At 73.1% G+C, this 26,324-nt stretch carries 23 protein-coding genes, 1 tRNA gene and 1 other RNA gene; 20 read left to right on the top strand and 5 right to left on the bottom strand.

All coding sequences use genetic code 11. The annotated features are described in order from the left end of the window. Positions 1-124 precede the first annotated feature (124 nt). The 3 genes from FSY66_RS02440 to FSY66_RS02430 all read left to right on the top strand — a co-directional run bounded on the left by FSY66_RS02440 (position 125) and on the right by FSY66_RS02430 (position 3,119). Positions 125-1,087, top strand: coding sequence for a pseudouridine synthase (locus FSY66_RS02440; protein ID WP_144790963.1), 963 nt, complete (start codon positions 125-127; stop codon positions 1,085-1,087). Between the two features lie 204 nt (positions 1,088-1,291). Next, positions 1,292-2,518, top strand: coding sequence for a glycoside hydrolase family 76 protein (locus tag FSY66_RS02435; RefSeq protein WP_144790961.1), 1,227 nt, complete (start codon positions 1,292-1,294; stop codon positions 2,516-2,518). Between the two features lie 58 nt (positions 2,519-2,576). Beyond that, on the top strand, positions 2,577-3,119 hold the full coding sequence (locus FSY66_RS02430; protein ID WP_144790959.1) for an NUDIX hydrolase family protein: 543 nt from the start codon (positions 2,577-2,579) through the stop codon (positions 3,117-3,119). An 18-nt stretch (positions 3,120-3,137) separates the two neighbouring features. Here the strand turns inward: FSY66_RS02430 and FSY66_RS02425 are convergent, their stop codons facing one another. Further along, a complete protein-coding gene (locus tag FSY66_RS02425) occupies positions 3,138-4,238 on the bottom strand; it encodes an FUSC family protein (RefSeq protein ID WP_144790957.1) in 1,101 nt (366 codons plus the stop codon). A 184-nt stretch (positions 4,239-4,422) separates the two neighbouring features. On the opposite strand from FSY66_RS02425, the gene tgt reads away from it, so the two are divergent. The 3 genes from tgt to FSY66_RS02410 all read left to right on the top strand — a co-directional run bounded on the left by tgt (position 4,423) and on the right by FSY66_RS02410 (position 7,158). Then, positions 4,423-5,760, top strand: a complete 1,338-nt coding sequence (gene tgt, locus FSY66_RS02420) for a tRNA guanosine(34) transglycosylase Tgt (RefSeq protein WP_186304369.1) — start codon at positions 4,423-4,425, stop codon at positions 5,758-5,760. A gap of 70 nt (positions 5,761-5,830) precedes the next feature. Next, entirely contained in the window at positions 5,831-6,340 is a 510-nt protein-coding gene (locus FSY66_RS02415) for an SRPBCC family protein (RefSeq protein WP_186304367.1), read from the top strand. Then, positions 6,337-7,158 carry an MBL fold metallo-hydrolase gene (locus FSY66_RS02410; protein ID WP_144790953.1) on the top strand — a complete coding sequence of 274 codons (822 nt, stop codon included), beginning with the start codon at positions 6,337-6,339 and terminating at the stop codon, positions 7,156-7,158. Before FSY66_RS02415 ends, FSY66_RS02410 begins: the two co-directional genes overlap by 4 nt. Before the next feature lie 48 nt (positions 7,159-7,206). Here the strand turns inward: FSY66_RS02410 and FSY66_RS02405 are convergent, their stop codons facing one another. Beyond that, positions 7,207-7,920: a queuosine precursor transporter gene (locus tag FSY66_RS02405; protein ID WP_144790951.1), complete on the bottom strand. Its 714-nt coding sequence runs from the start codon at positions 7,918-7,920 to the stop codon at positions 7,207-7,209. A 281-nt stretch (positions 7,921-8,201) separates the two neighbouring features. Here FSY66_RS02405 and FSY66_RS02400 point away from each other — a divergent pair, with 281 nt between their 5' ends. From FSY66_RS02400 to FSY66_RS02390, 3 genes are all read left to right on the top strand, one after another. Next, positions 8,202-9,035 carry a hydroxymethylpyrimidine/phosphomethylpyrimidine kinase gene (locus tag FSY66_RS02400; RefSeq protein WP_144790949.1) on the top strand — a complete coding sequence of 278 codons (834 nt, stop codon included), beginning with the start codon at positions 8,202-8,204 and terminating at the stop codon, positions 9,033-9,035. A gap of 119 nt (positions 9,036-9,154) precedes the next feature. Next, complete coding sequence (locus FSY66_RS02395; RefSeq protein ID WP_144790947.1) at positions 9,155-9,688, top strand: type 1 glutamine amidotransferase domain-containing protein; 534 nt, start codon at positions 9,155-9,157, stop codon at positions 9,686-9,688. 143 nt (positions 9,689-9,831) lie between these two features. Next, entirely contained in the window at positions 9,832-10,500 is a 669-nt protein-coding gene (locus FSY66_RS02390; protein WP_144790945.1) for a TetR/AcrR family transcriptional regulator, read from the top strand. Positions 10,501-10,551: 51 nt separating this feature from the next. Here FSY66_RS02390 and FSY66_RS02385 read toward each other — a convergent pair whose 3' ends face one another. From FSY66_RS02385 to FSY66_RS02370, 3 genes are all read right to left on the bottom strand, one after another. Beyond that, complete coding sequence (locus FSY66_RS02385) at positions 10,552-12,051, bottom strand: hypothetical protein (RefSeq protein WP_186304366.1); 1,500 nt, start codon at positions 12,049-12,051, stop codon at positions 10,552-10,554. 225 nt (positions 12,052-12,276) lie between these two features. Next, entirely contained in the window at positions 12,277-14,175 is a 1,899-nt protein-coding gene (locus FSY66_RS02375) for an LTA synthase family protein (RefSeq protein ID WP_144790939.1), read from the bottom strand. Between the two features lie 109 nt (positions 14,176-14,284). Beyond that, positions 14,285-14,369 (bottom strand) — tRNA-Ser (locus tag FSY66_RS02370). 128 nt (positions 14,370-14,497) lie between these two features. On the opposite strand from FSY66_RS02370, the gene ffs reads away from it, so the two are divergent. The 11 genes from ffs (at position 14,498) to FSY66_RS02315 (ending at position 26,247) form a co-directional block, all read left to right on the top strand. Continuing rightward, an RNA gene (gene ffs, locus FSY66_RS02365) (signal recognition particle sRNA small type) lies at positions 14,498-14,594 on the top strand. Positions 14,595-14,667: 73 nt separating this feature from the next. Continuing rightward, a complete protein-coding gene (locus FSY66_RS02360) occupies positions 14,668-18,171 on the top strand; it encodes a DNA polymerase III subunit gamma and tau (protein ID WP_144790937.1) in 3,504 nt (1,167 codons plus the stop codon). Between the two features lie 55 nt (positions 18,172-18,226). Further along, the gene (gene recR, locus FSY66_RS02355) at positions 18,227-18,823 is read left to right on the top strand and encodes a recombination mediator RecR (protein ID WP_144790935.1); all 597 of its coding nucleotides are present in this window, start codon (positions 18,227-18,229) and stop codon (positions 18,821-18,823) included. An 81-nt stretch (positions 18,824-18,904) separates the two neighbouring features. After that, positions 18,905-20,197, top strand: coding sequence for an aspartate kinase (locus tag FSY66_RS02350; protein WP_144791553.1), 1,293 nt, complete (start codon positions 18,905-18,907; stop codon positions 20,195-20,197). Between the two features lie 5 nt (positions 20,198-20,202). After that, the gene (locus tag FSY66_RS02345; protein WP_260853380.1) at positions 20,203-21,168 is read left to right on the top strand and encodes a 3-methyladenine DNA glycosylase; all 966 of its coding nucleotides are present in this window, start codon (positions 20,203-20,205) and stop codon (positions 21,166-21,168) included. Further along, positions 21,165-21,542 carry a Rieske 2Fe-2S domain-containing protein gene (locus FSY66_RS02340; RefSeq protein ID WP_144790933.1) on the top strand — a complete coding sequence of 126 codons (378 nt, stop codon included), beginning with the start codon at positions 21,165-21,167 and terminating at the stop codon, positions 21,540-21,542. Before FSY66_RS02345 ends, FSY66_RS02340 begins: the two co-directional genes overlap by 4 nt. A gap of 189 nt (positions 21,543-21,731) precedes the next feature. Beyond that, positions 21,732-21,989, top strand: a complete 258-nt coding sequence (locus FSY66_RS02335; protein WP_144790931.1) for a phosphoribosylformylglycinamidine synthase subunit PurS — start codon at positions 21,732-21,734, stop codon at positions 21,987-21,989. A gap of 4 nt (positions 21,990-21,993) precedes the next feature. Beyond that, positions 21,994-22,788 (top strand): phosphoribosylformylglycinamidine synthase subunit PurQ, encoded by a 795-nt coding sequence (purQ, locus tag FSY66_RS02330; RefSeq protein WP_144790929.1) that lies wholly within the window; start codon positions 21,994-21,996, stop codon positions 22,786-22,788. Continuing rightward, entirely contained in the window at positions 22,785-25,088 is a 2,304-nt protein-coding gene (gene purL / locus FSY66_RS02325) for a phosphoribosylformylglycinamidine synthase subunit PurL (protein WP_144790927.1), read from the top strand. The genes purQ and purL overlap by 4 nt, the downstream gene beginning before the upstream one ends. Positions 25,089-25,327: 239 nt before the next feature. Further along, entirely contained in the window at positions 25,328-25,852 is a 525-nt protein-coding gene (locus tag FSY66_RS12495; protein WP_186304364.1) for a GNAT family N-acetyltransferase, read from the top strand. A gap of 53 nt (positions 25,853-25,905) precedes the next feature. After that, positions 25,906-26,247, top strand: coding sequence for a helix-turn-helix domain-containing protein (locus FSY66_RS02315; RefSeq protein WP_144790923.1), 342 nt, complete (start codon positions 25,906-25,908; stop codon positions 26,245-26,247). Positions 26,248-26,324 lie beyond the last annotated feature (77 nt).

Genomic DNA, 26,324 nt, shown 5'->3' with positions numbered 1-26,324 from the left:
CCTTCCTCGGCGACGCCGCGGTCGAGGCGTCACCGGGTCCCGGCTGCGGCGCCAAGGTGACGGGGGCAGGCCCGACGGACGGCCCCGGCGGGCGCTCTCCGGATGATTCTGCCAGGATGCCCGCATGTCCCGCCGCCGCACCCGCTCCCGGCCCCTGCCCCTGTACGAGGGAGTGGATCCGGTCTCGGTCCGGCTCCCGGACGAGCCGTCGACCGGAGTCGGCGAGCATCTCCTGGCCCGCTTCCCCGCCTCCCGCGCCGATCTCGAGGGCCTCTTCGCCCGCGACGGCGTCGTCGACGACGACGGCGAGGTCGTGCGCGCAGCTGCCCCCTGCACGGGGCAGCGCGTCTGGTACCACCGCGAGCTGCCGGACGAGCCGCCGCTGCCGCAGGATCTGCCGGTGCTGCACGAGGACGAGTGGCTGCTGGCCGTCGACAAGCCGCACGGGCTGCCGAGCACTCCGCGCGGCGGGTTCATCGCCCAGACCGCCCTCGCCGTCCTGCGCCGGACCCGCGGGGAGGACGACCTCGCGGCGGCCCACCGCCTGGACCGCGACACCGCGGGCGTCCTGCTGCTGATCCGCGATCCGGCCATGCGCGCCGCCGTCCAGCGCCAGTTCGAGCACCGCACCGTGGAGAAGGCCTACGAGGCCGTCGCCCGCCTCGGACGGCGCCGCCTCGAGGACCTGCCCCGCGAGCGCTCGAGCCGTCTGGTCAAGACCCGCGGCATCCTGCAGTCCGCCGAGGTCGAGGGGCAGCCGAACGCGGTGACGGCGCTGGACCCGCTGGGCGCGTTCGAGGACGACGAGGGCCGCTGGGCGCACCTCGGGCTGCGTCCGAGGACCGGGCAGACCCATCAGCTGCGCGTGCACCTGGCCGCTCTCGGCGCCCCGATCCGCTGGGATCCGCTGTATCCCGAGGTCCTGCCGCGCGATCCCGGCGACGTGACGCGCCCGCTCCAGCTGCTGGCCCGCCGCCTGCGGCTCGAGCACCCCGTGACCGGCCGAGCGATCGAGATCGAGAGCCGGCGGCGCCTCGAGACCCTGCCTGGGCCCCGGTCCGAACCCGCGTCCGACCTCGGCGGATGAGCAGCGGCGGGCCGGAGCGCGCCGCTCGGAGGCCCCGGCCCGGGCGGAGCATCGCATCGCGCCGGCTCCTCCTCGCCCGGGCGAGCAGCACCGGCCGGAGTCGCCCGCCTCGCTCGCATCGTCCGGAGCGCTCGCTACGCTGAGGCCCATTCGCCCTGCCGCCCCCGCCCCGGCGGGCGCGGCGCCGCCCCGTCCAGGAGATCCATGATCCACGACCCCGCCGCCTCGATCCTGACCGACGCCGCCGGCGATCGGGCCGTCCGCGCGGCCCTGGCAGCCCGCTCGGTCCAGGAGCTCTTCGGCTCCCGCGCCCTCGGCATCCCCGGGACCTGGCTGGGGGCGGTGGCCTTCCCCGCCCCGCCCCGGACCTCGATGACCTGGCACTACTGGTGGCAGGCCCACCTGCTCGACGCCCTGGTGGATGCGGCCCTGCGCGAGGCCGCCTCGGGGGGCGATCCGGAGCTGAGCCGCCGGCGCGCCCACCAGCTCCTGCGCGGCATGGCCCTGCGCTCGGGCGGAGCGGTCGTGCTCAACGACTTCTACGACGACATGGCCTGGCTCATGCTCGCCCTGGGACGGCTGCGCGACCTGGACCGGGTCTGCGGCGCCGAGGGGCCCGATGTGCTGCGCGCGGGGCGGCTGCTGCTCGCCCAGCTGCGCTCGGCGCACACCGAGGACATGGGCGGCGGCATGTACTGGAACCGCGATCGCACCTACAAGAACACCGCCACGACCGGGCCCGGAGCCCTGATCGCCGCTCGCACCTCGTCCGACGACTCCTCGGCCCGGCTGCTCGGCTGGCTGCGCGAGCACCTGTGGGATGACCAGCGGGGAGTCCTCCTGGACGGAGTGAAGCTGCTGGCCGCCGGCTCCGGGAAGGAGACCGTCCAGCGCGACGACGCGGTCTACAGCTACAACTCCGGGCCCGTCCTGACCGCCTGCCTCGAGCTCGCCGCGGCGCTGCCGCGGGAGCGGGCCGAGCCGTGGCTCGAGTGGGCCGAGCAGATCATCGACGGAGCGGACGCGCAGTTCGGACGGGACTCCCGGGCCGAGTCCGGCGCGCAGCGCCGCACCCTGTGCACGCACGGCGGCGGCGATGCCGGGCTCTTCACCGGCATCCTGGCGCGGCACCTGGCCCAGGCCGCCGAGGACGACCAGCTCCCCGAGCGCGCCCGCGCCGCCGCTCGACGCCTCGTGCTCGACACCGCCGATGCCCTGTGGGACGGCCGTCGCGAGTTCGACCCCGGGCTGGATCCCCACGATCCGAACGCCCGCCCGGAGCCGCGGCGCGTCCGCGCGATCTTCTCCTCCGACCCGCTGCAGCCGGCCGATCGCACCCACCGCGTGGGTGCGCCCGTCGACCTGTCCACGCAGGTGCAGGCCTGGACCGTCCTGGAGGCCGCGGCCCGCCTGGAGCGCAGCATCCGCTGATCGCGGAACGCCGGGCGCGATCTATGCCGACCCCGAGGCCCTGAGGTAGACAGACCCCATGAGCTCCGTACGCACACCGGACCCGAACCCCGGCTGGCTCTCCGAGGACGACCTCCGAGAGGCCCGCAGCCGCCTGCCCATCGTCTACGTCCAGGCGGTGCCCGTGCAGCTCGATCCCCTGGGCTGCGTCACGGAGGTCGGCCTGCTCCTGCAGCCCAACGAGATCGGCGAGCTCGAGCGGGCCGTGGTCTCCGGGCGCGTGCTCTACCGGGAGACCATCCGCGCGGCCCTGCTGCGCCACCTCGAGAAGGACCTCGGCCCGATCGCCATGCCCATGGTGCCGGCCTCGACCGTCCCGTTCTCGGTCACCGAGTACTTCCCGGACCCGTCGGAGACCGGCTTCACCGACAACCGCCAGCACGCCGTGTCGCTGAACTACGTCGTGCCGGTGCGCGGCGAGTGCCAGCCGCGCGCCGATGCGCTGCAGCTGTCGTGGGTCACCCCCGAGGAGGCCCTCAGCGCCGACATCCAGGCGGAGTTCGCCGGCGGCCGCGGGCGGCTCATCGAGCAGGCGCTGGCCCACGTGGGCTGGGGGCGCTGAGCCCCGCCGCCCTGCGGCTCAGCCTGCGCGGCCGGCGTCGCCCTCCTCGCGCTGGAGGATCACCGGCATGGCCTGCGTATCGGCGCGGCGCTCCTCGTCGCTGCGCCAGAAGTAGATGACGAGCATGCCGCACAGGGCGCCGACCACGGTCTCCACCGCACGGGCCTCGAGCAGCGGCGCGGAGGGGACCGGGTGGGCGAGCTGGGTCATCAGCAGGGCCAGCGGCGTGATGAACAGCAGCGCGATCGAGTAGTTGCGCCCCACGAACAGCTCGGCCAGCAGCTGGAAGACGATCACCAGGAAGAGCATCTGCCAGGGGCCGAGCTCGAAGGCCAGCACGAACGCGGCCACGCCGACCCCGCCCAGGGTCCCGACCATGCGGTGGATGCCGCGCTGCAGGCGGGCCAGGTGGGTGGGGGCCGCGATCGGGGCGGCGGCGGCCACCTGCGCCCAGTACACGTGCGAGAGCCCCGCGGCCTCCGCGACGGCCAGGGCGACGACGGCGGCCAGCCCGGTGGCCGCCAGGAACCGCCCGCCGTGGGCGGCGAGCTGCCCGCGGGTGAGCCGCGCGGCCGGCGGCGCGGGGGCCGGAGACTTCTCCGGGTGCCCCTCGCCCACCAGGCTCCACGCCCAGGCCAGCAGCACGGAGAGCGCCGCTGATCCGGCGGCGATCCCGATGGCCGCCAGCGGATGCGCGACCGCGTCGGGACCCAGGGAGCCGATCGCGCCCGTGGCGAAGATGAAGAACACGGATCCCGCCGGCTTCAGGTTCCAGGCGGCCGCGAGCACTGCTCCGACCGCCGCGACCATCGCGGTGATCGCCAGGACCGCCGGCTCCGGGGCGTCGAGCGCCGAGAGCACCGCTCCGATCCCCACTGCGGCCGTCACGAGGGCGCCGGCCTGGACCTCGTGCGTCAGGCGCTCGCGCAGGGGCTCGTGCCGGGCGTAGATCGAGGTGAAGGCGCCGAAGGCCGCGTAGATCGTCAGATCGGGGCGGCCCAGGGCCATCAGCAGCACGAGCGGCAGACCCACGGCCAGGGCGATCCGCAGGGCCGGCACGTGGTCCCGCCGGGCAGGGCCCACCTCGAACAGTCCTCTGACGGTCGACGATGCGGGCACACGGCCTCCTTCTCGCGGGCGCGACGGGGCCCGGCGGTGCTGGTGGGGATCTGGCGACGGGGGCGGCGGCGCGGAGGGCGCGGGGCGGACCCGTCGCAGCGATGCTATCCCCGCAGGCGCCCGCAGCCCCGGGGTCGTCCGTGTGAGTGCGGGAACACCGCGGCTCGTCGGACACAATGGACGGATGGACTCCCCCGCAGACCGGCCCCCGGCGCCCGAGCAGCGCGCGCCCCATCCCCGCTCGGGCCGCGAGAGCTTCTCGTTCCGGGTGCGCACCCGGCTCTCGGAGACGGTCGAGCAGCCCCCGCAGACCGATCCGCACGGGGACCCCCGCCCGCCGTGGCTGGGACGCACCGGGGAGATCACCACGCCGCACGGGACCATCCGCACCCCCGCCTTCATCCCCGTGGCCACCGCGGCCACGGTCAAGGCCGTCCTGCCGGAGGCCATGGCGGAGCTCGGCGCCCAGGCGCTGCTGGCCAACGCGTATCACCTGTACCTGCGCCCGGGGCACGACCTGCTCGACGAAGCCGGGGGTCTCGGCCGCTTCATGAACTGGGACGGGCCCACCTTCACCGACTCGGGCGGATTCCAGGTCATGTCCCTGGGATCGGGGTTCAAGAAGGTGATCGACATGGACGGGCCCTCCCCCAAGGGGCCCGTGGGCGACGACGACGTGGCCGAGGGCAAGGAGCGCCTGGCCGACGTCGACGACGACGGCGTCACGTTCATCTCCCATCTCAACGGCGACCGACACCGGTTCACGCCCGAGGTCTCGATGCAGGTCCAGCACGGGATCGGCGCCGACATCATGTTCGCCTTCGACGAGCTGACCACCCTGCACAACTCCCGCGGCTACCAGGAGCGCGCCCTCGAGCGCACCCGCCGGTGGGCGCTGCGATGCCTCGAGGAGCACGACCGGCTGACCCGGGCCCGGGAGCATCGCCCGTACCAGGCGCTGTTCGGCGTGATCCAGGGCGCCCAGTACGAGGACCTGCGCCGGCAGGCCAGCCGCGACCTGGGCGCCATGGACTTCGACGGCTACGGCATCGGCGGCGCGCTCGAGAAGAAGAACCTCGGCACGATCGTCGGCTGGTGCTCGGAGGAGCTGCCCGAGGACCACCCCCGGCACCTGCTGGGGATCTCCGAGCCGGACGACATCTTCGTGGCCCTGGAGGCCGGTGCCGACACCTTCGACTGCGTCTCGCCCACCCGGGTGGCCCGCACCGGCGCCGTCTACCACCCCAAGGGGCGGTACAACATCACGGCGGCCCGCTTCAAGCGCGACTTCCGCCCGATCGACGAGGACTGCGACTGCTACACATGCGCGCACTACTCGCGGGCCTACGTGCATCATCTGGTCCGGGCCAAGGAGCGGATCGCCGCCACCCTGGCCTCGATCCACAACGAGCGGTTCACGGTGCGGCTCGTGGACCGGGCCCGCGAGGCCATGGAGGACGGGAGCTACCTCGAGTACCGCAATGCGACCCTGGCCGACTACTACAGCGGCGACCGGCCGTGAGCACGGCACCGCAGAGCACGGCGCCGGGGATCACCCCATCGCCGCAGCACATCGCACGGAGGACGAGAACATGACCGAGACGCCCGGCGACCGACCCCGCTCCGACCTGGACCGGGTCCCCGACGATCAGAGCTGGCGCCTGCAGCGGATCCTGCCGCACACGGCGCCGGCGATCTTCCGGGCCCTCATGGACCCGGACGTGCTGCAGCGCTGGTACGGGCCGCACGGCTGGACCGTGCACCCCGAGTCCATCGAGCTCGACGCCCGCCCGGGCGGCATCCGCCGCTTCGCCATGATCATGGACGACGACCCGGAGATGGGCGCCCCGTTCCACGGCCGGCACGCCGCGGTCGTCCCGGACGAGATGGTCGAGATCCACGAGGCCCTGCCCGGCCCCGACGGCGAGCCGACCGAGCATCTGATCCTGCTGCGCATCGAGCTCGTGCCCGTGGGCGGCGGGACCCGGATCGAGCTGCGGCAGGGGCCGCTGCCCGAGGACGTGCACCCGACCGCCAAGGGCGCCTGGGAGTCCTCGCTCGATCGCCTGCGCGCCCTGCTGGACCCCGAGGAGCCCCGATGAGCCCGCAGATCCGCCGCATCACCCGGCTGGCCTCGGTCCTGCGGGCCGAGAACCCGAGCCCCATGACGCTCGAGGGCACCAACTCCTGGCTGCTGCGCGCACCGGGGGCGGACGGCGTCGTCGTCGTGGATCCGGGGCCCGATCTGGACGAGCACGTGCGGGCCCTGGCAGCGGCGGGGCCCGTGGAGCTGGTGCTGATCACGCACCGCCACGGCGATCACACCGATGCGATCGACGCCCTGCACGCGCTGACCGGCGCCCCCGTGCGCGCGGCGCTGCCCGAGCACTGCCGGGACGCCCCGCCCCTGATCGACGGGCAGCGCATCACCGCAGCGGGAGTCGGGATCGAGGTCCTGGCCACCCCGGGGCACACGTCGGACTCGCTGAGCTTCCGCGTGCTCGACGACGAGACCCCGGCCCCGGAGGGCTCGGGCGGCAGCGGGCAGCCCGTCTCCCCGATCCTGACCGGCGACACCGTCCTGGGCCGCGGCACGACCATGCTCGACCACCCCGACGGGACCCTGAGCGACTACCTCGACTCGCTCGATCGGCTCGAGGCGGCGGCCGACGGCGCCCCCGGGCTGCCGGCCCACGGCGAGCCGCTGCCCGATCTGGCGGCAGTCTGCCGCGAGCTGCGCGCCCACCGGCACGAGCGGCTGGACGAGGTCCGCGCGGCCCTGGCCGAGCTCGGCGCGGATGCCGCCGATGCCTCGGCCGAGGAGCTGGCCCGGCGCATCTACCCGGAGGTGCCGGAGGAGGTCCGGCCCGCCGCGCAGCGCTCGATCGAAGCGCAGCTCGATCACCTGAGCCGGCCCTGAGCGCTCGAGGGACCGGGCCCCGCCCGCGGGATGCCCGGCAGGAGGGCCTCAGGCCTCGACGACCCCGTAGTCCTCGGCCTTCTTGACCCGGCGCACGACCGCGTAGGTGACCGGGAGCATGACGACCTCGATCAGGCACTTCCACAGGTAGCCGACCACCACGTAGTTCACGAACTGCCCGGGGGTCTCGATGCCGATCACGGGGGCCGCGATCGCGCAGAAGACGATCGTGTCCACGAGCTCGCCCACGAGCGTCGAGGCGAGCAGGCGCGCCCACAGGTGCCGCTCCCTGGTGCGGGCCTTGACCCTGACCAGCACGAACGCATTGAGCAGCTGTCCCACCAGGAAGCCCAGCAGGGAGGCGAGCACGATCTGTGGGACCGGCCCGAGCACCTGGGCGAACGCCTCCTGCCCCTCGTAGAACGGCGCCGCCGGCAGGGCGATCACGATCCAGAAGCACAGGCTCGCGAACGCGCCGGCCGCGAAGGCCATGAGCGTCGAGCGGCGAGCGGCGCGGAAGCCCCAGACCTCGGAGACGACGTCGCCCAGCACATAGGCCAGGGGGAAGAGGAAGAAGCCGCCGTCCGTGATGATCGGGCCGATCTGCACGCCCTTGGTCGCGCCGATGTTCGACAGCACGAGCACGACGGCCGTGGCGGCCACGAAGAGGTCGAACAGGCTGCGGGGGCGGCGGGCGTACTGCAGCGCGGTCTGCGGACGCGCCGCGCGCGCACCGGTCTCGCCGGAGGTGTCGCTGGACATGGGGCAGGGCTCCTGAAGAGGGGACGACGGCGGCGCCGGGCGGCCGGGGGCGCCCTGCGCGCGATGCGACGAGCGCGGGCCCGGTCCTCCGGGACCCGCGGGGCCGGGACGCGCTGCCTGCCACCCAGCGCGTCGGCCCTCTCGACCGCGCCAGGATACAGGCACCCCGGCTGCCGTCGGCGTCGGACGCGGCGCCCCTCCCGGGCTCGCCGCCGGGCGCTGTGCGACCTCCCGCGGCCCCGGTGTTGGAGCGACTCCGCTCGCAGGAGCAGAATCGAGCCATGACTACCGCACCCGCAGCCCAGACTCCCCCGTTCGCCCTCACGATCGCCGGCAACGAGGCCACCGGCGGCGCCGGAGCCCAGGCCGATCTCAAGACGTTCCAGGAGCTCGGCGTCTTCGGCTCGCTCGCGCTGACCTGCATCGTGGCCTTCGACCCCCGGAACGACTGGGGCCACCGCTTCACGCCCGTGGACCCGCAGGTGATCGCCGATCAGCTCGACGCGGCCTCGAGCGCCTACGACCTCAGCGCGATCAAGATCGGGATGCTCGGCACCCCGCAGACCATCGACGTCGTCGCCGACGCCCTCGAGGGCATCTCGAGCGAGCACGTCGTGCTGGACCCGGTCCTGATCTGCAAGGGCCAGGAGCCCGGCGCGGCCCTGGACACCGACAAGGCCCTGACCTCCCGGATCCTGCCGAAGGCCACGTTCGTGACGCCCAACCACTTCGAGTCGATGTCCCTGGCCGGCATGGACGACATCACGACCGTCGAGCAGCTCGAGGAGGCGGCCAAGCGCATCCACGAGCGCTCCGGCGCGGCCGTGCTGGCCAAGGGCGGCGTGCGCCTGGCCGGCCCGGACGCCGTGGACGTGTTCCACGACGGCACCACGACCGAGATCCTCTCCGCCCCGAAGGTCGGCGAGGTCGCCGTCGCGGGCGCCGGGTGCACCCTGGCCGCCGCGGTCACCGCCGAGCTCGCCAAGGGCCTCGCTCCGCTGGAGGCCGCCCGTGCGGCCAAGGAGTTCGTCTCCGCGGGCATCCGCCACCGCGTGGGCTCCCACGCCCCGTTCGACGCCCTGTGGCAGGGCGGGCTGGCGGCCGACCGCACCTGACGGACCGCAGCAGGCGGGAATACGCTCAGCACGCTTTTCGGTTATGCGCGGATGAAGCGGCGCGGGAGCAGACGATCCGCATCCCGCGCGCCGGACGAACCCGATGAGAGGAGCACGACATGGCAGTCTCCGACAAGAAGGTGGCCTTCCTGCTGACCCGCGGCGTGGAGCAGGTCGAGCTGACCAGCCCCCGCCAGGCGCTCGATGAGGCCGGCGCCACCACGACGCTCGTCTCGCCCTCCGACGGCACCCTGCAGGCCATGCAGAGCGACTGGGAGCACGGCGACGTCTTCGACGTCGACCTCCCGGTCGGCCAGGCCCGCGCCGAGGACTTCGACATGCTCGTGCTGCCCGGCGGCACGCTCAATGCCGATGCCCTGCGCCTGGACGAGGACTCGGTCGAGCTGGTCAAGGCGTTCTTCGCCGCGGACAAGCCTGTGGCCGCGATCTGCCACGCCCCGTGGATCCTGGCCCAGGCCGGGGTGGCCGAGGGACGTCGCCTGACGTCGTTCGCGGCCACCGCCGTGGACCTGAAGAACGCCGGCGCCGACTGGGTCGACGAGGAGGTCGTCGTGGACGGCAACCTCATCACCTCGCGCAGCCCCCAGGATCTCGAGGCCTTCAACCGGGAGATCGCCCGCCGGCTGAGCTGACCGGAAGCGTCACCCGACGCGCCGCGCCCCGCCCGCTCCCCGAGCAGGCGGGGCGCGGCGCATTCAGCTCATGCCCAGGAAGCTCTGGGTGAGTGCCGCCTCATCCAGCGGCTCTTGTCGACATCCACGAGTAAGGTGTCATCATGCCCAAGATCCAAGCGGCCACGAACGCCGAGCAGCGCGAGCACACCAAGCGCGCCATCCTCGACTCCTTCGGCCGGCTCCTGTACCAGCAGGGCCTCACCGGACTCACCATGACCCATGTCGCCCGCAATGCCGGGATCGGCCGCACGGCCGTCTACAACTACTTCGCCGACATGGGCGAGCTGCTCATCGCCTTCACCATGGCCGAGACCGACCGCTTCATGACCGAGCTCAAGGCCGAGCTCGCGCACGTCGACAACCCCGTGGACAAGCTCGGGCTCTACGTCCGCGCCCAGCTCGACGACCTCTCCCGCCGCCACATCCCGCCGGGCCCCGCCATGCGCACCGTGCTGTCGCCCGAGGACTTCGAGAAGCTGGGCGCGCACGTGGGATCGCTGCGCCTGCTGCTCATCGAGATCCTGCGCGAGGCCGTGGCCGACGGCTGGCTGCCCGACGGCGACCTCGAGGAGATGGGGCGGCTGGTGCACGGCTCCCTGGCATCGACCGCCGATCGGGAGGCCCAGTCCGACGAGGACCGCGCGGCCCATGAGCGCCATGTCCGGGCCACCGTGACCTTCGTGCTGCGCGGGCTCGGCGCGCGCTTCGACGAGGACGGCGCCCCGGTGCGCCTCGCCGAGCCGGCCCCCGCGCTGAGCCTGGCCGGCTGACCCGCCCCGTCGACGACGAGGCGGTTGCGCTGCGGCTCCGTCAGAGGCCGCTCAGCCGGTCATCAGGCCCGTGCGGGCGGGCAGGCGGTGCCCGTTGACGGTCACGTCGCGATCCAGGAAGTTGATCCAGACCCAGCGCCCGTCGCTGAGCTTGCGCGCGTGGACCTGGCGGTCATGGAAGAACTGCGGCTCGCCCACCGCGTGCAGGCTCTTCCAGTTCACCGCATAGCGCAGGTCGGCCGTCTCGGGACGGTCCTCGTCGAGCGAGTATCGGAGGACCGTCTCCCGGAGCTGCTTGCCGGAGTCCCGCGTCTCGCGGCAGGTCGGCTCGGCCTCGGCGACGGCCGTCTGCATGTGGCTGCCGGCCTCGCGGGACATCAGCGTGGTCGCCAGGACCATCGACATGTCGTGCGCGCGACGATCATCGACGCGGGCCTGGAGGTCCGCGGCACCCCAGGTCCCGTCCAGGAGGCAGCTGCCGCCGACGGGGCCGCTGCGCGCGGGCGTGGTCGTCGCATTGACCGCGAAGTTGTGCATGACCACCGAGGTTCCGGCGGCGGCCACGTCATTCATGAGCGCGCCGTTCTGCTGGGTCACGTACCAGGGCCCCATGGGGCTGCCGTCCGAGCCCCCGATGGTCGATTCCCGGAAGATCCAGTCGAGATCCCTGGAGGCGCCGAGCTCCTTGGCCAGGGCCTGCTGATTCGGATAGTCCGAATAGACCCCGAGATTCCCGGCCACTCGCGCACCGCCGTCGCGGCGGGCGATCTCGTCGTCGATGGCCCCCACCGTGCGCAGCATCGCGCGACCGTAGCCGTCGTCCGATCCCCACGGCCCCCAGGCTCCCACGTCGCGCATGTTCTGCCCGTGCGCAGGGGGCATCGCCATGTCGTCGAGGAAGACCCCGTCGAACTGCGTGGGTGCGGCCCCCGTCACGCCGCGCACCGAATCGGTCGTGACGATGTCGGCCGCGCGGTCCGCGCACGAGGTGTTGTAGCCGCTGGACAGGTCCGCGACGCGCATGAACGAGAACCTCGGGTAGACCGCCCGTCCCTGGGAGTCCGTCGCCACCCGCGGATTCCCCGGCTTCACCGTGTGGTCCGCCCCGTCGCGGTTGAGCGAGGTGCAGGTCGAGTGGAAGGGATCCCGGGTCCAGGACGAGGACTCGGAGATGCCGCCGATGTCCAGGTACGCGTAGAACTTCACACCGGGGTTGGCGGCCCGCATGTCGGCGAGATTGCAGGAGCCGGCGGGCAGGTTGCCGGACGCGGTGATGGGGTCGACGACCACGGTGTCGACCGCACCGACCAGGGCACCGCCCCGGCACATGATCTGGGACTGCTGGTTGCCGTGCAGATAGGCCACCTTGCCGGGGCCGGAGGCGTCGCGCGTGGCGACGGTCTGGGCGGCGGCCCCCGGGGCGGCGAGCCCCGCCCCGGTGAGAGCGATGGCCGCGGCGGCGGCCCCGGCGGCGAGCCGACGGACCGCAGACAGGACGCGGCGGCTCGGGACACCCGCACGATGGCGCGGGCGATGTCGGATGTGCGGCACGAGGGGCACCCCTTTCGCGTCCGGGCAGGGACGCAGAGCAGCGGCTGGGAATCGGCTGAACAATGCCGCGACAGAACCTACAAGACGCTGACCTGGGGCGATATGCCCCTGCGGGGAGCGGGAGAGCATGTGGGCCCAAGAGCGCTCCCTCCATGCCGAGTCATCCGCCAGCACGCGGGCGCCCCGGTCCGCCGCTGCGGTCCGGGGCGCCCGGTCGGTCCCGGCTCACTCGATCTGCACAGCCCCCGGCCACATCTCGTCGACGGAGTACCGATCGCCGATGGAGAAGTCGTACTGCACGAGCTGCAGGTCCTCGAGCAGCCCGCGGGTCGCATCATCCAGGTGGTCCCGGTCGAGGGGCCGCCCCTGCGGGTCCAGGAGCAGCTCCTGCTGGATCACCGGGGCGGTGCGGCTGACCTCGTCGAGCAGGGCGATGTACGGCGGGACCGGGGCGTCGGCGACCTCGTAGATCTTGGGCAGGAACATGGCGGGGGTGGCCGCTCCGCCCTCGACCGCCTCGTTCGTCTCGCTGCTCCACACGAAGTACGGGGTCTGCAGGCTCGTGAGGGGATCGCTCTGCGCGCGGGTCGCGTCCGAGTAGACGCCGGGCAGGTGGTCTCCGTAGAAGACGACGACCGTCTCCTCGTCGCGCTCGCGCAGGTCCTGGAGGAAGTCCTGCAGCGCGGCGTCCGTGTGGCTCAGCCCCCGGGCGTAATCGCCCAGCTGGCCGTCGTCGGAGCCGTCGGCCACCTCGACGTCGATCGGGTCGTCGTAGTAGCCCAGGTACGGGCCGTGGTTCTGCATCGTGACGAGGTTCGTGAACAGCGGCTGATCCGCGGCATCCATCTGGTGCAGCACCTCGTCGAAGGCGGAGGCGTCGCTGATGTACGGGCTGCCCTCGATGTGCGCGTCCTCCTGGATGCTCTCCTCGTCGATCACGGTGTCGAAGCCCAGGTTCTCGTAGACCTGCGGGCGCTTGTACATGTGCAGGTTGTACGGGTGGATCGCCACGGAGGCGTGGCCCATCTCCTCGAAGGCCCCGACGGCCGAGGGGTAGCCGTGGGCGTCGGCGACGAAGTTCTGGTACGGGGTGCTGGCCTGCGGCTCGAAGAGCCCCACGGGCTGCCCCGTGAGGGACTCGAACTCCATGGTGGAGGTGCCGCCGCCGTAGGAGTTCGAGTACATGGTCCCCGACAGCGTCTCCGCCATGGTCTGCCGGGTGGCCGGGATGGGGTCCTCCGCCAGGGCGACGCCGTCCATCTGCGTCGGATCGGAGAAGGACTCCGAGAGCAGGACCACCACGTTCGTGTCGTCGAGGGATCCGTCGCGCCCGGCGCTGATCTGCTGCGCGCGGTCCTCGTAGCGCTGCGTCACCTCGTCCATGGCGGCCTCGTCGTAGCCCGCCGGCTGCGCCATGGGCTCGGTGGGCATGTTGTAGAGGAACCCGCCCATGAACCCGTGGACGCGGTAGTTGTAGAGCTGGCTGGAGTTCGCCCAGTCGGAGCTGCGGGCGTCGTAGAGGGATCGCCAGAGGTTGGAGGTCGCGTTGAAGCTCGTGGCGTGCACGAGCAGCGCCCCCGTGACGACGACGCCGACCACCCGCAGCCCGAGGAACCGCCCGTTGAGCCCGCCCTCGGGGCGGTGCAGCCGGGGGCGGGGGAAGCGACGGGCGGCCAGCCGGCCGATGGCCAGGATCGCGACGACGATCACGAGCAGCGCGACGACGAGCCCCGCGATCGTGCTCGCGCTGACCATCGAGAGCAGGAACCCGGCCTGGCCCAGGAAGTCGAGGTCGCTCGGGAACACGGGCTCCTGCCGCATGCCGAGCTTCTCCCGGCTGGCCACCGCCAGGATCGCCATCGCCACCGCGACCAGTCCCACCGAGGCCCAGAACCTCCCCAGGACCAGCCAGACGAACGACATCACGACGAAGATCAGCAGCACGTCGATCGGGGAGGTCTGCTGGAGGAGGGCGCCGAAGGTGTCCTCGTCCCCTCGGATGGATGCCTGGAGCAGGAACGCGCACAGCGCGGAGGCGACGACCATGACGAGGAGGCAGCCCGCGACAGCCGTCCAGCGCACGCGCGGGGCCGCGGCGTCACCGGGCGGAGTCTTGCTGTTCATGCAGAACAGGGTATACAGAAAGACTCCGTTAACCTTCACCGGCCGAGACGCATCCGCCGACGGATACGACGAAGGCCCCCGACCATCTGGTCGGGGGCCTTCGGTGCGGCGGAGGATGGGGGATTTGAACCCCCGAGGGCGTTAACCCAACACGCGTTCCAGGCGTGCGCCATAGGCCGCTAGGCGAATCCTCCTCGGGCACGTGCTCGCACCGCAGGGCGCGAACGTGCAGGGACCATCGTAGACCATGCGGCAAGGGTGCGGAAATCGGGGGCCGGCAGGCGCCGGTTTCACGGGCCCGGGCCGGTCCGATACACTCGATCCCAGCCCCTCGTGCGGCGTCATCTTGAGGAACTCCCCCAGGGCCGGAAGGCAGCAAGGGTACTTGAGCTCTGGCGGGTGCACGGGGGGTCTTCTCATGCCCTCCCGCCCGTCGATCCACCGCCCGGAGACCGGCCGTGGGCCGTCTCCCTCCCTCGCTAAGGTGTCCGTGTGACGACCGCCCTGTACCGCCGCTACCGCCCCGAGACGTTCCAGGACGTCATCGGCCAGTCCCATGTGACCGAGCCGCTGATGACCGCGCTGCGCAAGAACAAGGTCAGCCACGCCTACCTGTTCTCCGGTCCGCGCGGATGCGGGAAGACCACCTCGGCGCGCATCCTGGCTCGCTGCCTCAACTGCGCCCAGGGCCCCACCCCCACGCCGTGCGGGCAGTGCGAGTCCTGCCGGGACCTGGCCCGCGAGGGCGCCGGCTCGCTCGACGTCATCGAGATGGACGCCGCCTCCCACGGCGGCGTGGACGACGCCCGCCAGCTGCGCGAGCGCGCGACCTTCGCCCCGGTCCGCGACCGGTACAAGATCTTCATCATCGACGAGGCCCACATGGTGACGCGCGACGGCTTCAACGCGCTGCTGAAGATCGTCGAGGAGCCCCCGGAGCACATCAAGTTCATCTTCGCCACGACCGAGCCGAACAAGGTCCTGCCGACCATCCGCTCGCGCACGCATCACTACCCGTTCCGCCTGGTCCCGCCCGAGCCGCTCATGGACTACCTGGGCGCGCTGTGCGAGCAGGAGGGCGTGCAGGTGGAGCCCGGCGTGCAGGCCATGGTGGTCCGCGCCGGCGGCGGCTCGGTCCGCGACTCCCTCTCGGTGCTCGACCAGCTGATGGCGGGCTCGGACGACGATGCGATCAGCTACGACCTGGCCAGCTCGCTGCTCGGCTACACGCACGGCGCGCTGCTCGACGACGTCGTCGACGCCTTCGCCTCCGGCGATGCCGCCACGGTCTTCCGCGCCGTCGACCGCGTCATCCAGACCGGCCAGGACCCGCGCAGGTTCGTGGAGGACCTGCTCGAGCGCTTCCGCGATCTCGTGATCGTCGACGCCGTCCCGGACAGCGCGGGCAACATCCTCCACGGCACGCCGGAGGACCAGATCGCACGGCTGCGCAATCAATCGCAGCTGATGGGCGCCGCCGAGCTCTCGCGCGCCGCCGACATCACCAACGAGGCGCTGACCGAGATGGTCGGGGCGACCTCGCCGCAGCTGCACTTGGAGCTGCTGTGCGCCCGGCTCCTGCTGCCGTCGGCCGAGAACACGGTGCGGGGCGTGGGCGTGCGGGTGGATCGGCTGGAGCGCCGCCTCAGCATCGGGCGCACGGGAGCCCCCACCGGGCCGCTGCTGGACCTCCCCGCCGAGCAGCCGGCGCAGCCCGTCGGCCGCGAAGCCGACGAAGCGCAGCCACGGGGCCAGGCCGCACCGCAGGACGATGCGCAGGACCGCGCCGCCGGGCATCGCTCCGCCGAGCAGGCAGCGGGCGAGCAGCCCGTGCAGGGGCGCGCCTCGGGTGAGCAGGAATCCTCGCAGGCCACCGCAGCCCCGGACCGCGATCACCAGCCGGCGCACGAGCAGGCCGCGCACGGGCCTGCCGCGCCGGAGCAGACGGAGTCGGGGGCGGAAGGACAGGACGGCGGAGCGCAGGAGACCGGCCCGGGCGTCCAGGCCGCGGCGCAGGACGAGGATCCGCTGGCCGCCGTCGAGGGCGGCTTCGGGAAGTTCCGCGGGCGCGGCCCCCAGCAGCCCGCACCCGGACCCGTCGACTCCGGGCCCGGCCCCTCGCGGCCCGGGCAGCCGCCGGCCGGCGGGCCGGCGCGTCCGCAGGGCCCGTCGGACGCGGCCGGGGCCGCCCGTCCGGGCGTCCGCACGCCCGATCAGACCCCGGAGCGCCCTCCGCACGCCGACGAATCGGCGGCGCAGGGGCCGGCCAGCGGCGGCGAGATCGACATGATCCGCAGCTCCTGGACCGAGGTGATCTCCGCCCTGGCCGACATCCACCGCGTCTCGTGGATGACCGTCATGCGCGGAACGCCGGTCGCCTTCGACGGCTCCGTGCTGCAGCTGATGTTCGAGGGCGAGGGCGACCGCAAGAACTTCCCCCGCTTCGAGGGCAATCTCGTCCAGGCGATCCAGCAGGTCATCGGAGTCTCGTGCCGGGTGGAGGCCGTGGGCCCCGGGGGAGGCTCCCGGGGCGGGCCCGGCGGCGGCTCCCGCGGGGGCGGTCCGCGCGACGGCCGGGGCGGCCGGGGCGCGGGCCCCGGCGGTCCGGGCGGCCCCGGCTCGTCCGGGCGCTCGAACACCCCCGGGGCCGACCGCGGCAGCCTGGGCGCCGGCGAGCCCGGCAGCGCGCCGGCCGGCCGCGGCCAGGACCGGGCCCCTCGAGCAGCGGCTCCCGAACGGGGCGATCCGCCGAGCGGCGGCAGGCCCGGCGGGCACCCGCACGACGACGGCCGCTCCACGGACGCGCCGCCGGAGCGCGGCCGGAGCGGGGACCAGCGGGACGGGGGCCGGGAGACCGGCCCTCGGGCGTTCCCGGGCCCCGATGACCGAGCGCAGCCCGGTCGTCGCGCGCTCGCCCCGCGCAGGCCCGCCCGCGACGAGGCCGCGCCGGAGGACTCCGAGGAGGTGACCACCTGGGAGGTCGCCGCGATCCCCGACTCGGACCCGATGGCCTCCGCCCCCTCGGGGCCCGATTCCGAGAGCACCGCGGAATCCGCGTCCGCGGCGGCTGCGGGCCATGCCGATGAGGCCGCCCCGTCGCATCCGGCGCCAGGCGCAGCGGAGACGACGGAGTCGGCGGACTCGCTCGGAGCGCCGCCCGCCGAGCACAGCACCGAGCCCGGGGCCTCTGCCCCGGCGGAGCGGAACGCGTCCGGTCGGTCCCAGCAGCGACCTCGGGATCAGGACTCCAGCACTGACGACAGCGGCGCTGCGCGCGGCCCCCGGGAGGACGGCCCGCGCCCCGCATCGCGGGGCAGCGGCGAGGACCCCTCGCCGGATCCGGTGATCCCCGCCAGCCCGTACGACGACATCCCCTGGTCGGACGAGCCGCCGCCCGAGGACGAGCCCCCGTTCGAGGACCCCGGCTACGGCGGCGGCCCGCCCCGATCTGACGTCCCCCGCCCGGCCGGCGGACCGTCCCCGAGCACGGCTCGCGGCACAGGCCCCGCCCCTGGCACCGGGGCCCCGAACCTCGCCGGGGAGGGCGTCGGCGCACCGGCCTCCGGGGCGGACCGGGCCTCCACCGCCTCCGTCAGCCCCTCCGGTCCCCCGGCGCCCTCCGATCCCGACGAGGCCCCGCCGGAGCAGTGGCGTCCCTCGGCACCGGCCGGCCGCGGCGCGCCTCCGGGCGGCGCCGCCGGCGCACCGGCGCCGCAGCAGGCGCCCGCCGAGACCAGCACCGCCGGAGCAGGCGGCGCCCCCAGGAAGCAGAGCTTCCGCGAGCGCCATGCCGCGCACTTCGCGGCGGCCCGCAGCGCGGCAGCCCCCGAGGCGGCCGCTGCGTCGTCGGCGCCGGACCTAGACTCGGAGTCGACCTTCTCCCCCAGCGAGGACGACGAGGCCGTCGAGAACACCGACCAGAGCACCCGGGCGCTGATCGAGCGCGTCCTGGGGGGCCGCCTCGTGGAGGAGATCCCCCACCAGCCCGGGGCCTGACCCCGCGAGCGCGGGAGCCCCGGTCCCCAGACCTCCCCACCGAAACGAGTGATCCGTGTACGAAGGCGCAGTCCAGGACCTGATCGACGAGCTCGGTCGCCTGCCCGGAGTGGGGCCCAAGTCGGCCCAGCGCATCGCCTTCTTCCTGCTCGACGCCGAACGCGCCGACGTCCAGTCCCTGGCCGATGCGCTCGTGGCCGTCAAGGAGCGGGTCCAGCACTGCGAGGTCTGCGGCAACGTCTCCGAGCAGGAGCAGTGCGGGATCTGCCGCGACCCGCGCCGCGACCGCTCGGTGATCTGCGTCGTCGAGGAGTCCAAGGACGTCATGGCCATCGAGCGCACCCGCGCCTTCCGCGGGCTGTACCACGTGCTCGGAGGCTCCATCAATCCGATCGGCGGCGTCGGGCCGGACCAGCTGCGCATCCGGGAGCTGATGACCCGGCTCTCGGACGAGACCGTCCAGGAGGTCGTGCTGGCGACAGACCCGAACCTGGAGGGCGAGGCCACCGCGACCTACCTGGCGCGCATGCTGCGCACCCTGGGCATCACGGTGACCCGGCTGGCCTCGGGGCTGCCGGTGGGCGGCGATCTCGAGTACGCCGACGAGGTCACCCTGGGCCGGGCCTTCGAGGGCCGGACGACGGTCAGCTGAGCGCGCCGGTAGGATGAGGCGAATGCCTCGCGGGGTCCTCGGCGGGGCAGCAGTCGGAACGAGCCGGGAGTGCCTGAACAGATGAGCCTGATCGTGCAGAAGTTCGGCGGATCGTCGGTCGCGGATGCGGCCAGCATCCGCCGCGTCGCACGCCGCATCGTGGAGACGCGGGATGCCGGGCACGACGTCGTCGTCGTGGTCTCCGCCATGGGCGACACGACCGATGAGCTGATCGATCTGGCCGACCAGGTCGCCCAGAAGCCCCCGGCGCGCGAGCTGGACATGCTGCTGACCTCCGGCGAGCGGATCTCGATGTCGCTGCTGGCCATGGCGGTCAGCGGCTACGGCGCCCCCGCCCAGTCCTTCACCGGCTCCCAGGCCGGCATGATCACCGACGGCGACCACGGTGCGGCCTCCCTGGTGGAGGTCAATCCCGAGCGCATCCGCGAGTCCCTGGACGAGGGCAACATCGCGATCGTCGCCGGCTTCCAGGGCGTGCACCGGGCCACGAAGGACATCACGACTCTGGGCCGCGGCGGCTCGGACACCACGGCCGTCGCCCTGGCGGCGGCCCTGGACGCCGACGTCTGCGAGATCTACTCGGACGTGGACGGCGTGTTCACGGCCGATCCGCGCATCGCTGCCAAGGCGCGCAAGCTCGAGGAGATCTCCTCCGAGGAGATGCTGGAGATGGCCGCCAACGGCGCCAAGATCCTGCACCTGCGCTGCGTCGAGTACGCGCGCCGCTTCGGTGTGAAGCTGCACGTGCGCTCGTCCTTCACCCACCACGAGGGCACCTGGGTCATCCCCAGCCCCGATGACACGACCGTCCCAGTGCACACCCAGGAGATCCCCTTGGAACAGCCGCTGATCGCAGGAATCGCCCACGACCGCACCCAGGCCAAGATCACCGTGGTCGGCGTCCCCGACCGCCCGGGCATCGCCTCCGGGATCTTCCGCCTGCTCGCCGATGCCAAGGTCAACGTCGACATGATCGTGCAGAACGTGTCCGTGGCCGATGAGAAGACCACCGACCTGTCGGTGACCATCCCGGAGGCCCAGGGCGATCTGGCCATGTCGCTGCTGCGCGCGGCGGATCAGAAGATCGGCTACGCGAGCCTCGAGTACAACGACCAGGTCGGCAAGCTCTCCCTGGTGGGCGCGGGCATGAAGTCCAACCCCGGCGTCTCCTTCACGTTCTTCGACGCCCTGGCCGAGCACGACATCAACATCGACATGATCTCCACCTCCGAGGTGCGGATCTCGGTGGTCACCGCCGCCGACCGCCTGGACGAGGCCGTGCGCGCCGTGCACTCGGCCTTCGGACTGGACTCCAGCCAGGACGCCGCCGTCTACGGCGGCACCGGCCGCTGAGGCCCGTGCCGGAGGTCCTGGACCCCGAGCAGTGGCGGGCGCGGGAGGCCGCGCACGCGCAGCGGGTGCGCGAGTGGACGGAGCCGTTCCGCGCCCGTCGCGCGCAGCACCTGCGGCACCCGGTGAACGACTTCCTGTTCACGTACTACTCCCACTCCCCCGGCCGCCTGGAGCGCTGGCACCCGGGACCCGGGACGGTGCTCGTCGACGCCGCGGACCGGGCCCGGCAGCGGCACTGGCGCCCCGTCGTCGGCGACGAGGCCCGAGCCCTCGGGCTGAGCGACGACGACCGCGCCGCGACCGTCGATGTGCCCGCATTCCTGGCCGCCCGCGGCAGCGCGGTCGGCTTCGTGGACATGCTGGTGCGGCGCACGGCCGCCAGGCCGGCGCAGTTCGGGTGCTTCGGACTGCACGAGTGGGCCATGGCCTACAACGCCCGGGTGCACGGCGTGCGCCACGAGCAGCTGCCCCTCCGCCTGGGCGCCGAGGGCACGGACGCGGTCGTGGAGGCCGAGCGGCTGCGGTGCACCCACATCGATGCCTTCCGCTTCTTCGCCCCCGAGGCCGCCCCGCTCAACGAGCTCGAGCCCACGCGCGAGACCCAGCGCGATCTCGAGCAGCCCGGCTGCCTGCACGCGACCATGGATCTCTACAAGTGGGCCTACAAGCTCGCCCCGGCCGTGCCCTCCGAGCTGATCGCCGACTGCTTCGAGCTCGCCCTGGAGGTCCGGGCCACCGACATGGAGGCCTCCCCCTACGACCTCTCGGAGTGGGGCTACGGCGCAGTGGCCGTGGAGACCCCGGAGGGCAAGGCGGAGTACGTGCGCCGCCAGCGCTCCTTCGCCCGGCGCGCCCAGCCGCTGCGGGAGCGGCTGCTCGAGGTCACCTCGACCCTGCTGGCGCATCAGCGCCCGCCCGAGACCGAGACCGCCGCCGATGAACCCGCCGCTGCCCAAGGAGCCCGCCCATGACCCGCATCCGGCTCGTCGAGACCGCTGCCCTCCCGCAGCCCGGCGCCTTCGTCACGCTGCGCCCCTCGGGGATGCCGCTGCTCGTGACCCGCGACGCCGACGGCTTCCACGTCCTGGTCAACACGTGCCCGCACCAGCAGTCGACGGTGTGCCGCGAGTCCTCGGGCACGGCGGAGACCTTCGAGTGCCCCAGCCACTACTGGACCTTCGAGCCCGACGGCACGTTCACGGGCTCGCGCCTGGCTCTGGCCGCCGGCCGCGAGGCCCCTCGCGATCCCGCCAAGGACCTCGAGCGAGTGGCGCACGAGATCGTCGACGGCTGGATCGAGATCGAGGACCCCGCCCAGTGGCGGATGTGGGATCCGATCGGCTGATCCTGCGCGCTTCCCGCAGCGCCCGGACGCGCCGGGCCGCTCCCGGGACGCGGCGCGGGGACGGGCGGTGCGGCGATAGACTCGGAGCCGTTCCGGCAGCCGTCGCCGCACCCCGTCCGATCGGGGCCAGCACGGCCGACGCCCCCAGCTGCCGCATCGCACATCAGCCCCGCATCACGAGGAGTGCCCGTGGCCCGCATCGTTGTCGACGTCATGCCCAAGCCGGAGATCCTGGACCCCCAGGGCAAGGCGATCGTCCGGGCCTTCGCCCACCAGGACATCCAGGGCTTCGCGGGGGTCCGCCAGGGCAAGCGCTTCGAGCTGGAGGTGGACGGCGAGGTGACCCCCGAGCTGCTCGAGACCGCCCGCCGCGCCGCAGCCACCATGCTCTCCAACCCGGTGATCGAGGACGTCGTGGACGTGGCCGTCGTGGACGAGGAGAACTGACCCGATGACCGCGAACACCTTCGAGACCCCGCTGGTGGCCGATCTCGGCCAGACCATGCCCGACCAGCGCCTGCGCGACGTCCGCGTGGGCGTCATCACCTTCCCCGGGACGCTCGACGACCGCGACGCCATGCGCGCCGTCGAGATCGCCGGCGGCTCCCCCGTGCGCCTGTGGCACGCCGACGACGACCTCCAGGGGGTCGACGCCGTGATCCTGCCGGGCGGCTTCTCCTACGGCGACTACCTGCGCTCCGGCGCCATCTCGCGCTTCGCGCCGCTGATGACGCGGCTGATCGACGCCGCGCAGGGCGGGCTGCCGGTGCTCGGGATCTGCAACGGCTTCCAGATCCTCACCGAGGCCCACCTGCTGCCGGGCTCCATGATCCGCAACGACCACCTCAGGTTCGTGTGCCGCGACCAGCGCCTGCGCGTCGAGAGCACGACCACCCCGTGGACCTCGATGTACCGGACCCGCGAGGAGATCGTCGTCCCCCTGAAGAACCAGGACGGCCAGTACGTCTGCGACGACGACACCCTGCGCATGCTCGAGGAGGAGGGCCGCGTCGTCTTCCGGTACCTGGGGGGCAACCCCAACGGCTCGCGCCACGACATCGCCGGCGTCCGCAATGCCGCCGGCAACGTCGTCGGCCTGATGCCGCACCCGGAGCACGCGATCGAGCCCGGCTTCGGCCCGGACTCCTCGGCCGCCGGGCCCGTCGCCATGCGCGAGGGCACCGACGGCCTGGCCATCTTCGTCTCCGCCCTGACCTCGATCGTGAACGGAGGCGCCCGCGCATGAGCGAGCAGCAGTTCCACCTGGACACCGTCGAGCACGCCGCCTCGACCCCCGACACCGAGCTGCCCTGGGCCGAGCTCGGGCTGAAGCAGGACGAGTTCGACCGCGTGGTCGAGATCCTGGGCCGGCGCCCGACCGCGGCCGAGCTGGCCATGTACTCGGTCATGTGGTCCGAGCACTGCTCCTACAAGTCCTCCAAGGTCCACCTGCGCCAGTTCGGCGAGAAGGTCTCCGAGGAGATGTCCCGGAACCTGATGGTCGGCATGGGCGAGAACGCCGGCGTGACCGACATCGGCGACGGCTGGGCCGTCACCTTCAAGATCGAGTCGCACAACCACCCGTCGTACGTCGAGCCCTATCAGGGCGCGGCCACGGGCGTGGGCGGCATCGTGCGCGACATCATCTCGATGGGCGCCCGCCCGGTCGCGGTCATGGACCCGCTGCGCTTCGGCGCGATCGACCACCCGGACACCCAGCGCGTGGTGCACGGGATCGTCTCCGGCGTGGGCGGCTACGGCAACTCGCTGGGCCTGCCGAACATCGGCGGCGAGGTCGAGTTCGACGCCTGCTACCAGGCGAACCCGCTGGTCAACGCGCTGGCCGTGGGCGTCATGCGCCACGAGGACCTGCGCCTGGCCAATGCCTCCGGCACCGGCAACCGCGTGGTGCTCTTCGGCGCCCGCACCGGCGGCGACGGCATCGGCGGCGCCTCGGTGCTGGCCTCCGAGGCCTTCGACGACTCCAAGCCCTCCAAGCGCCCCGCCGTGCAGGTCGGCGACCCGTTCGCCGAGAAGGTGCTCATCGAGTGCTGCCTCGAGCTGTTCCGCGACGGGCTGGTCGAGGGCATCCAGGACCTGGGCGCGGCGGGCATCTCCTGCGCGACCTCCGAGCTGGCCTCGAACGGCGACGGCGGCATGCACGTCGACCTCTCCTCGGTCCTGCTGCGCGATCCCTCCCTGACCCCGGGCGAGATCCTGATGTCGGAGTCGCAGGAGCGCATGATGGCGGTCGTGACCCCGGAGAAGGCCGCGGCCTTCGAGGAGGTGCTCGAGCGCTGGGAGGTCGAGTTCTCCTGGATCGGCGAGGTCACCGACACCGGCCGGCTCGTCATCGACTGGCAGGGCGAGGTCATCGTCGACGTCGATCCGCGCACCGTGGCCCACGAGGGCCCGGTCTACGAGCGCCCCATGCGCCGCCCCGCCCGCACGGATGCCGTGCAGGCCGACCGCTTCGCGGGCTCGTCCGCCGACACGGGCCGCCCGGAGGGCGAGGCGCTCGGCGAGGCCGTGCTCGAGCTGATGAGCTCCCCGAACCTGGCCTCGACGGCGTGGGTCACGGACCAGTACGACCGCTACGTCCAGGGCAACACCGCCATGGCCATGCCCGACGACGCCGGCGTCGTCCGCGTCGACGAGCGCACCGGCCTGGGCGTGGCCCTGTCCACGGACTGCAACGGCCGCTACGCCTACCTGGACCCGTACCGCGGCGCGCAGCTGGCGCTGGCGGAGGCCTACCGCAACGTCTCGACCGCGGGCGCGCGGCCCGTGGCCGTCTCCGACTGCCTGAACTTCGGCTCCCCCGAGGACCCCGAGGTCATGTGGCAGTTCGCCGAGGCCGTGCGCGGGCTGGCCGATGGCTGCCTGGAGATGGGCGTGCCCGTCACCGGCGGCAACGTCTCGCTCTACAACCAGACGGGCACCGAGGCCATCCACCCGACGCCCGTGGTCGCCATGATGGGCGTGCTCGACGACGTCCGCCGGCGCACCCCGTCGGGCTGGGACGACACCGCCGACGGCCAGGCGATCTACCTGCTGGGCACGACCGCCGACGAGCTCGACGGCTCCGAGTGGGCGCGCGTGCGCGGCCACCTGGGCGGTCTGCCCCCGGCCGTCGACCTCGCGCGCGAGCGGCTGCTCGGCGAGCTGCTCGTCAACATGTCGCGCGACGGCATGGTCGACTCCGCCCACGACGTCTCCGAGGGCGGCCTGGCCGCGACGCTGTCCGAGATGTGCCTGCGCTTCGGCACGGGAGCGCGCATCGGGCTCGGCGAGGTCTGCGAGCGCGACGGGCTGGATGCCTTCACGTGCCTGTTCTCGGAGTCGCAGGGCCGCGCCGTCGTGGCCGTGCCGCGCACCGAGGAGGTGCGCTTCAAGGACATGTGCACCATGCGGCGCTACGAGTTCGCCCGCATCGGCGTCGTGGACGCGGAGTCGAAGGCCCTGGACCTCATGGGGCACGCGCAGATCCCGCTCGAGCGCCTGCGCGAGGCGCACGAGTCCACGCTGCCGCGGCACTTCGGCTGATCCTTCCGAGCCCCAGATGCCCTCCGCGCGACGGGCCGCCCCGGCCAGGGCGGCCCGTCGCCGTGCGTCCCGGGCCCGGGCCCGGGACGCCGATCCGCCGGACCCCTGACGTAGACTCATGCCCAGTCAACCTTTCCGGGCCGCGCCGCTTCCGGCGCCCCAGCCGTCGGGCCCCGCACGGGGCCGGGGCTCTCGGATCGGCCTGCACGAACCGCCGGACGAAACGGAGGCAGCCCCCCGTGACCGATGTGTCCCCGCATCTGCTGGATGCCCGAAGCATCACGACCGAGCGGCTCGAGCTGCGCCCGCTGACCCGCGACGAGCTCGACGCCGCCTGCCATCAGGAGACCCGTCCGCAGTTCCACGCCGACTTCCCCACCCCGGACGCCTTCGACGTCCTGCAGGAGGTCCGGGCCTCCGGGGAGTTCTTCTTCACCGAGTCCGTGTACTCGCCGCTGGCCTGCATGGAGCGCGAGAGCGGACTGATCATCGGCATCGCCGGGTGGTCGGCGCCGCCCATCGACGACGCCCTCGAGATCGAGGGCTTCCTGGTGCCCTCGCGCACGGGGCGCGGCTACGCGACCGAGGTCCTGCCGCATCTCGTGGCCCTGGGCCTCCAGAACCCGAGCGTCCGCGCGATCCGCGCCTCCGTCCCGGAGGACCAGGCCGCCCTGGGCCCCTTCCTGCAGCGCCACGGCTTCGCGCGCGTCGATGCGGGAGGCACGGAGGCCGAGTTCTGGCTGCACCGGGACCAGCAGCGGTGAGCCCCTCGTCATCGAGATGGCATTCGGCCCCCGCTCGGTCCATCATGTGAGGCATGACTCCCCTGTCGCGTGACCTGCATCCCTCCAACGGGAGGAGGACGCAGAAGGACGAGGTCGTCGTGTCGATCACCACGGCGCAGCTGCATCGCGTCCGCCGGCAGGCAGAGCATCCGCAGGAGCCGCTCGACGACGAGTGGCAGGACCCGGCCCCCGACGAGCGCCGGATCGAGCTGCTGCGGCTGCTCGCGGAGGGCTCCGACGACGAGATGGCCGCCCGCCGCCTGGGCGTCGAGCTGGCCGAGCTCCGGCAGATCCTCATGGAGCTCGGTGCCGAGCTCGGAGCCTGCAACCGCTTCCAGCTCGCCCTGCGAGCCCGCGAGGCCGGCTGGGTCTGAGGGCCCGGCCCGGTCGGAGCCCGGACCCGGCCGAGTCGACCCGCCGCTGCCGGCGGCTTCCCCGGGATAGCCTGGGG

Origin of the sequence: Kocuria palustris (genome assembly GCF_007666205.1) — a bacterium.
GTDB lineage: Bacteria > Actinomycetota > Actinomycetes > Actinomycetales > Micrococcaceae > Kocuria > Kocuria palustris_A.
Note: the sequence above shows the minus strand (reverse complement) of the source record. Positions and strands in the feature narration are given on the sequence as shown.

What these genes read in the sequence shown, in the direction of transcription:
- FSY66_RS02405 (WP_144790951.1), bottom strand. Translation starts at nt 7,920, where the DNA reads ATGTCCAGCGACACCTCCGGCGAGACCGGTGCGCGCGCGGCGCGTCCG.
- FSY66_RS02415 (WP_186304367.1), top strand. Translation starts at nt 5,831, where the DNA reads ATGACCGAGACGCCCGGCGACCGACCCCGCTCCGACCTGGACCGGGTC.
- FSY66_RS02400 (WP_144790949.1), top strand. Translation starts at nt 8,202, where the DNA reads ATGACTACCGCACCCGCAGCCCAGACTCCCCCGTTCGCCCTCACGATC.
- tgt (WP_186304369.1), top strand. Translation starts at nt 4,423, where the DNA reads ATGGACTCCCCCGCAGACCGGCCCCCGGCGCCCGAGCAGCGCGCGCCC.
- purQ (WP_144790929.1), top strand. Translation starts at nt 21,994, where the DNA reads ATGACCGCGAACACCTTCGAGACCCCGCTGGTGGCCGATCTCGGCCAG.
- FSY66_RS02315 (WP_144790923.1), top strand. Translation starts at nt 25,906, where the DNA reads ATGACTCCCCTGTCGCGTGACCTGCATCCCTCCAACGGGAGGAGGACG.
- FSY66_RS02410 (WP_144790953.1), top strand. Translation starts at nt 6,337, where the DNA reads ATGAGCCCGCAGATCCGCCGCATCACCCGGCTGGCCTCGGTCCTGCGG.
- FSY66_RS02395 (WP_144790947.1), top strand. Translation starts at nt 9,155, where the DNA reads ATGGCAGTCTCCGACAAGAAGGTGGCCTTCCTGCTGACCCGCGGCGTG.
- FSY66_RS02435 (WP_144790961.1), top strand. Translation starts at nt 1,292, where the DNA reads ATGATCCACGACCCCGCCGCCTCGATCCTGACCGACGCCGCCGGCGAT.
- FSY66_RS02350 (WP_144791553.1), top strand. Translation starts at nt 18,905, where the DNA reads ATGAGCCTGATCGTGCAGAAGTTCGGCGGATCGTCGGTCGCGGATGCG.
- FSY66_RS02390 (WP_144790945.1), top strand. Translation starts at nt 9,832, where the DNA reads ATGCCCAAGATCCAAGCGGCCACGAACGCCGAGCAGCGCGAGCACACC.
- FSY66_RS02430 (WP_144790959.1), top strand. Translation starts at nt 2,577, where the DNA reads ATGAGCTCCGTACGCACACCGGACCCGAACCCCGGCTGGCTCTCCGAG.
- purL (WP_144790927.1), top strand. Translation starts at nt 22,785, where the DNA reads ATGAGCGAGCAGCAGTTCCACCTGGACACCGTCGAGCACGCCGCCTCG.
- FSY66_RS02375 (WP_144790939.1), bottom strand. Translation starts at nt 14,175, where the DNA reads ATGAACAGCAAGACTCCGCCCGGTGACGCCGCGGCCCCGCGCGTGCGC.
- FSY66_RS02340 (WP_144790933.1), top strand. Translation starts at nt 21,165, where the DNA reads ATGACCCGCATCCGGCTCGTCGAGACCGCTGCCCTCCCGCAGCCCGGC.
- FSY66_RS02440 (WP_144790963.1), top strand. Translation starts at nt 125, where the DNA reads ATGTCCCGCCGCCGCACCCGCTCCCGGCCCCTGCCCCTGTACGAGGGA.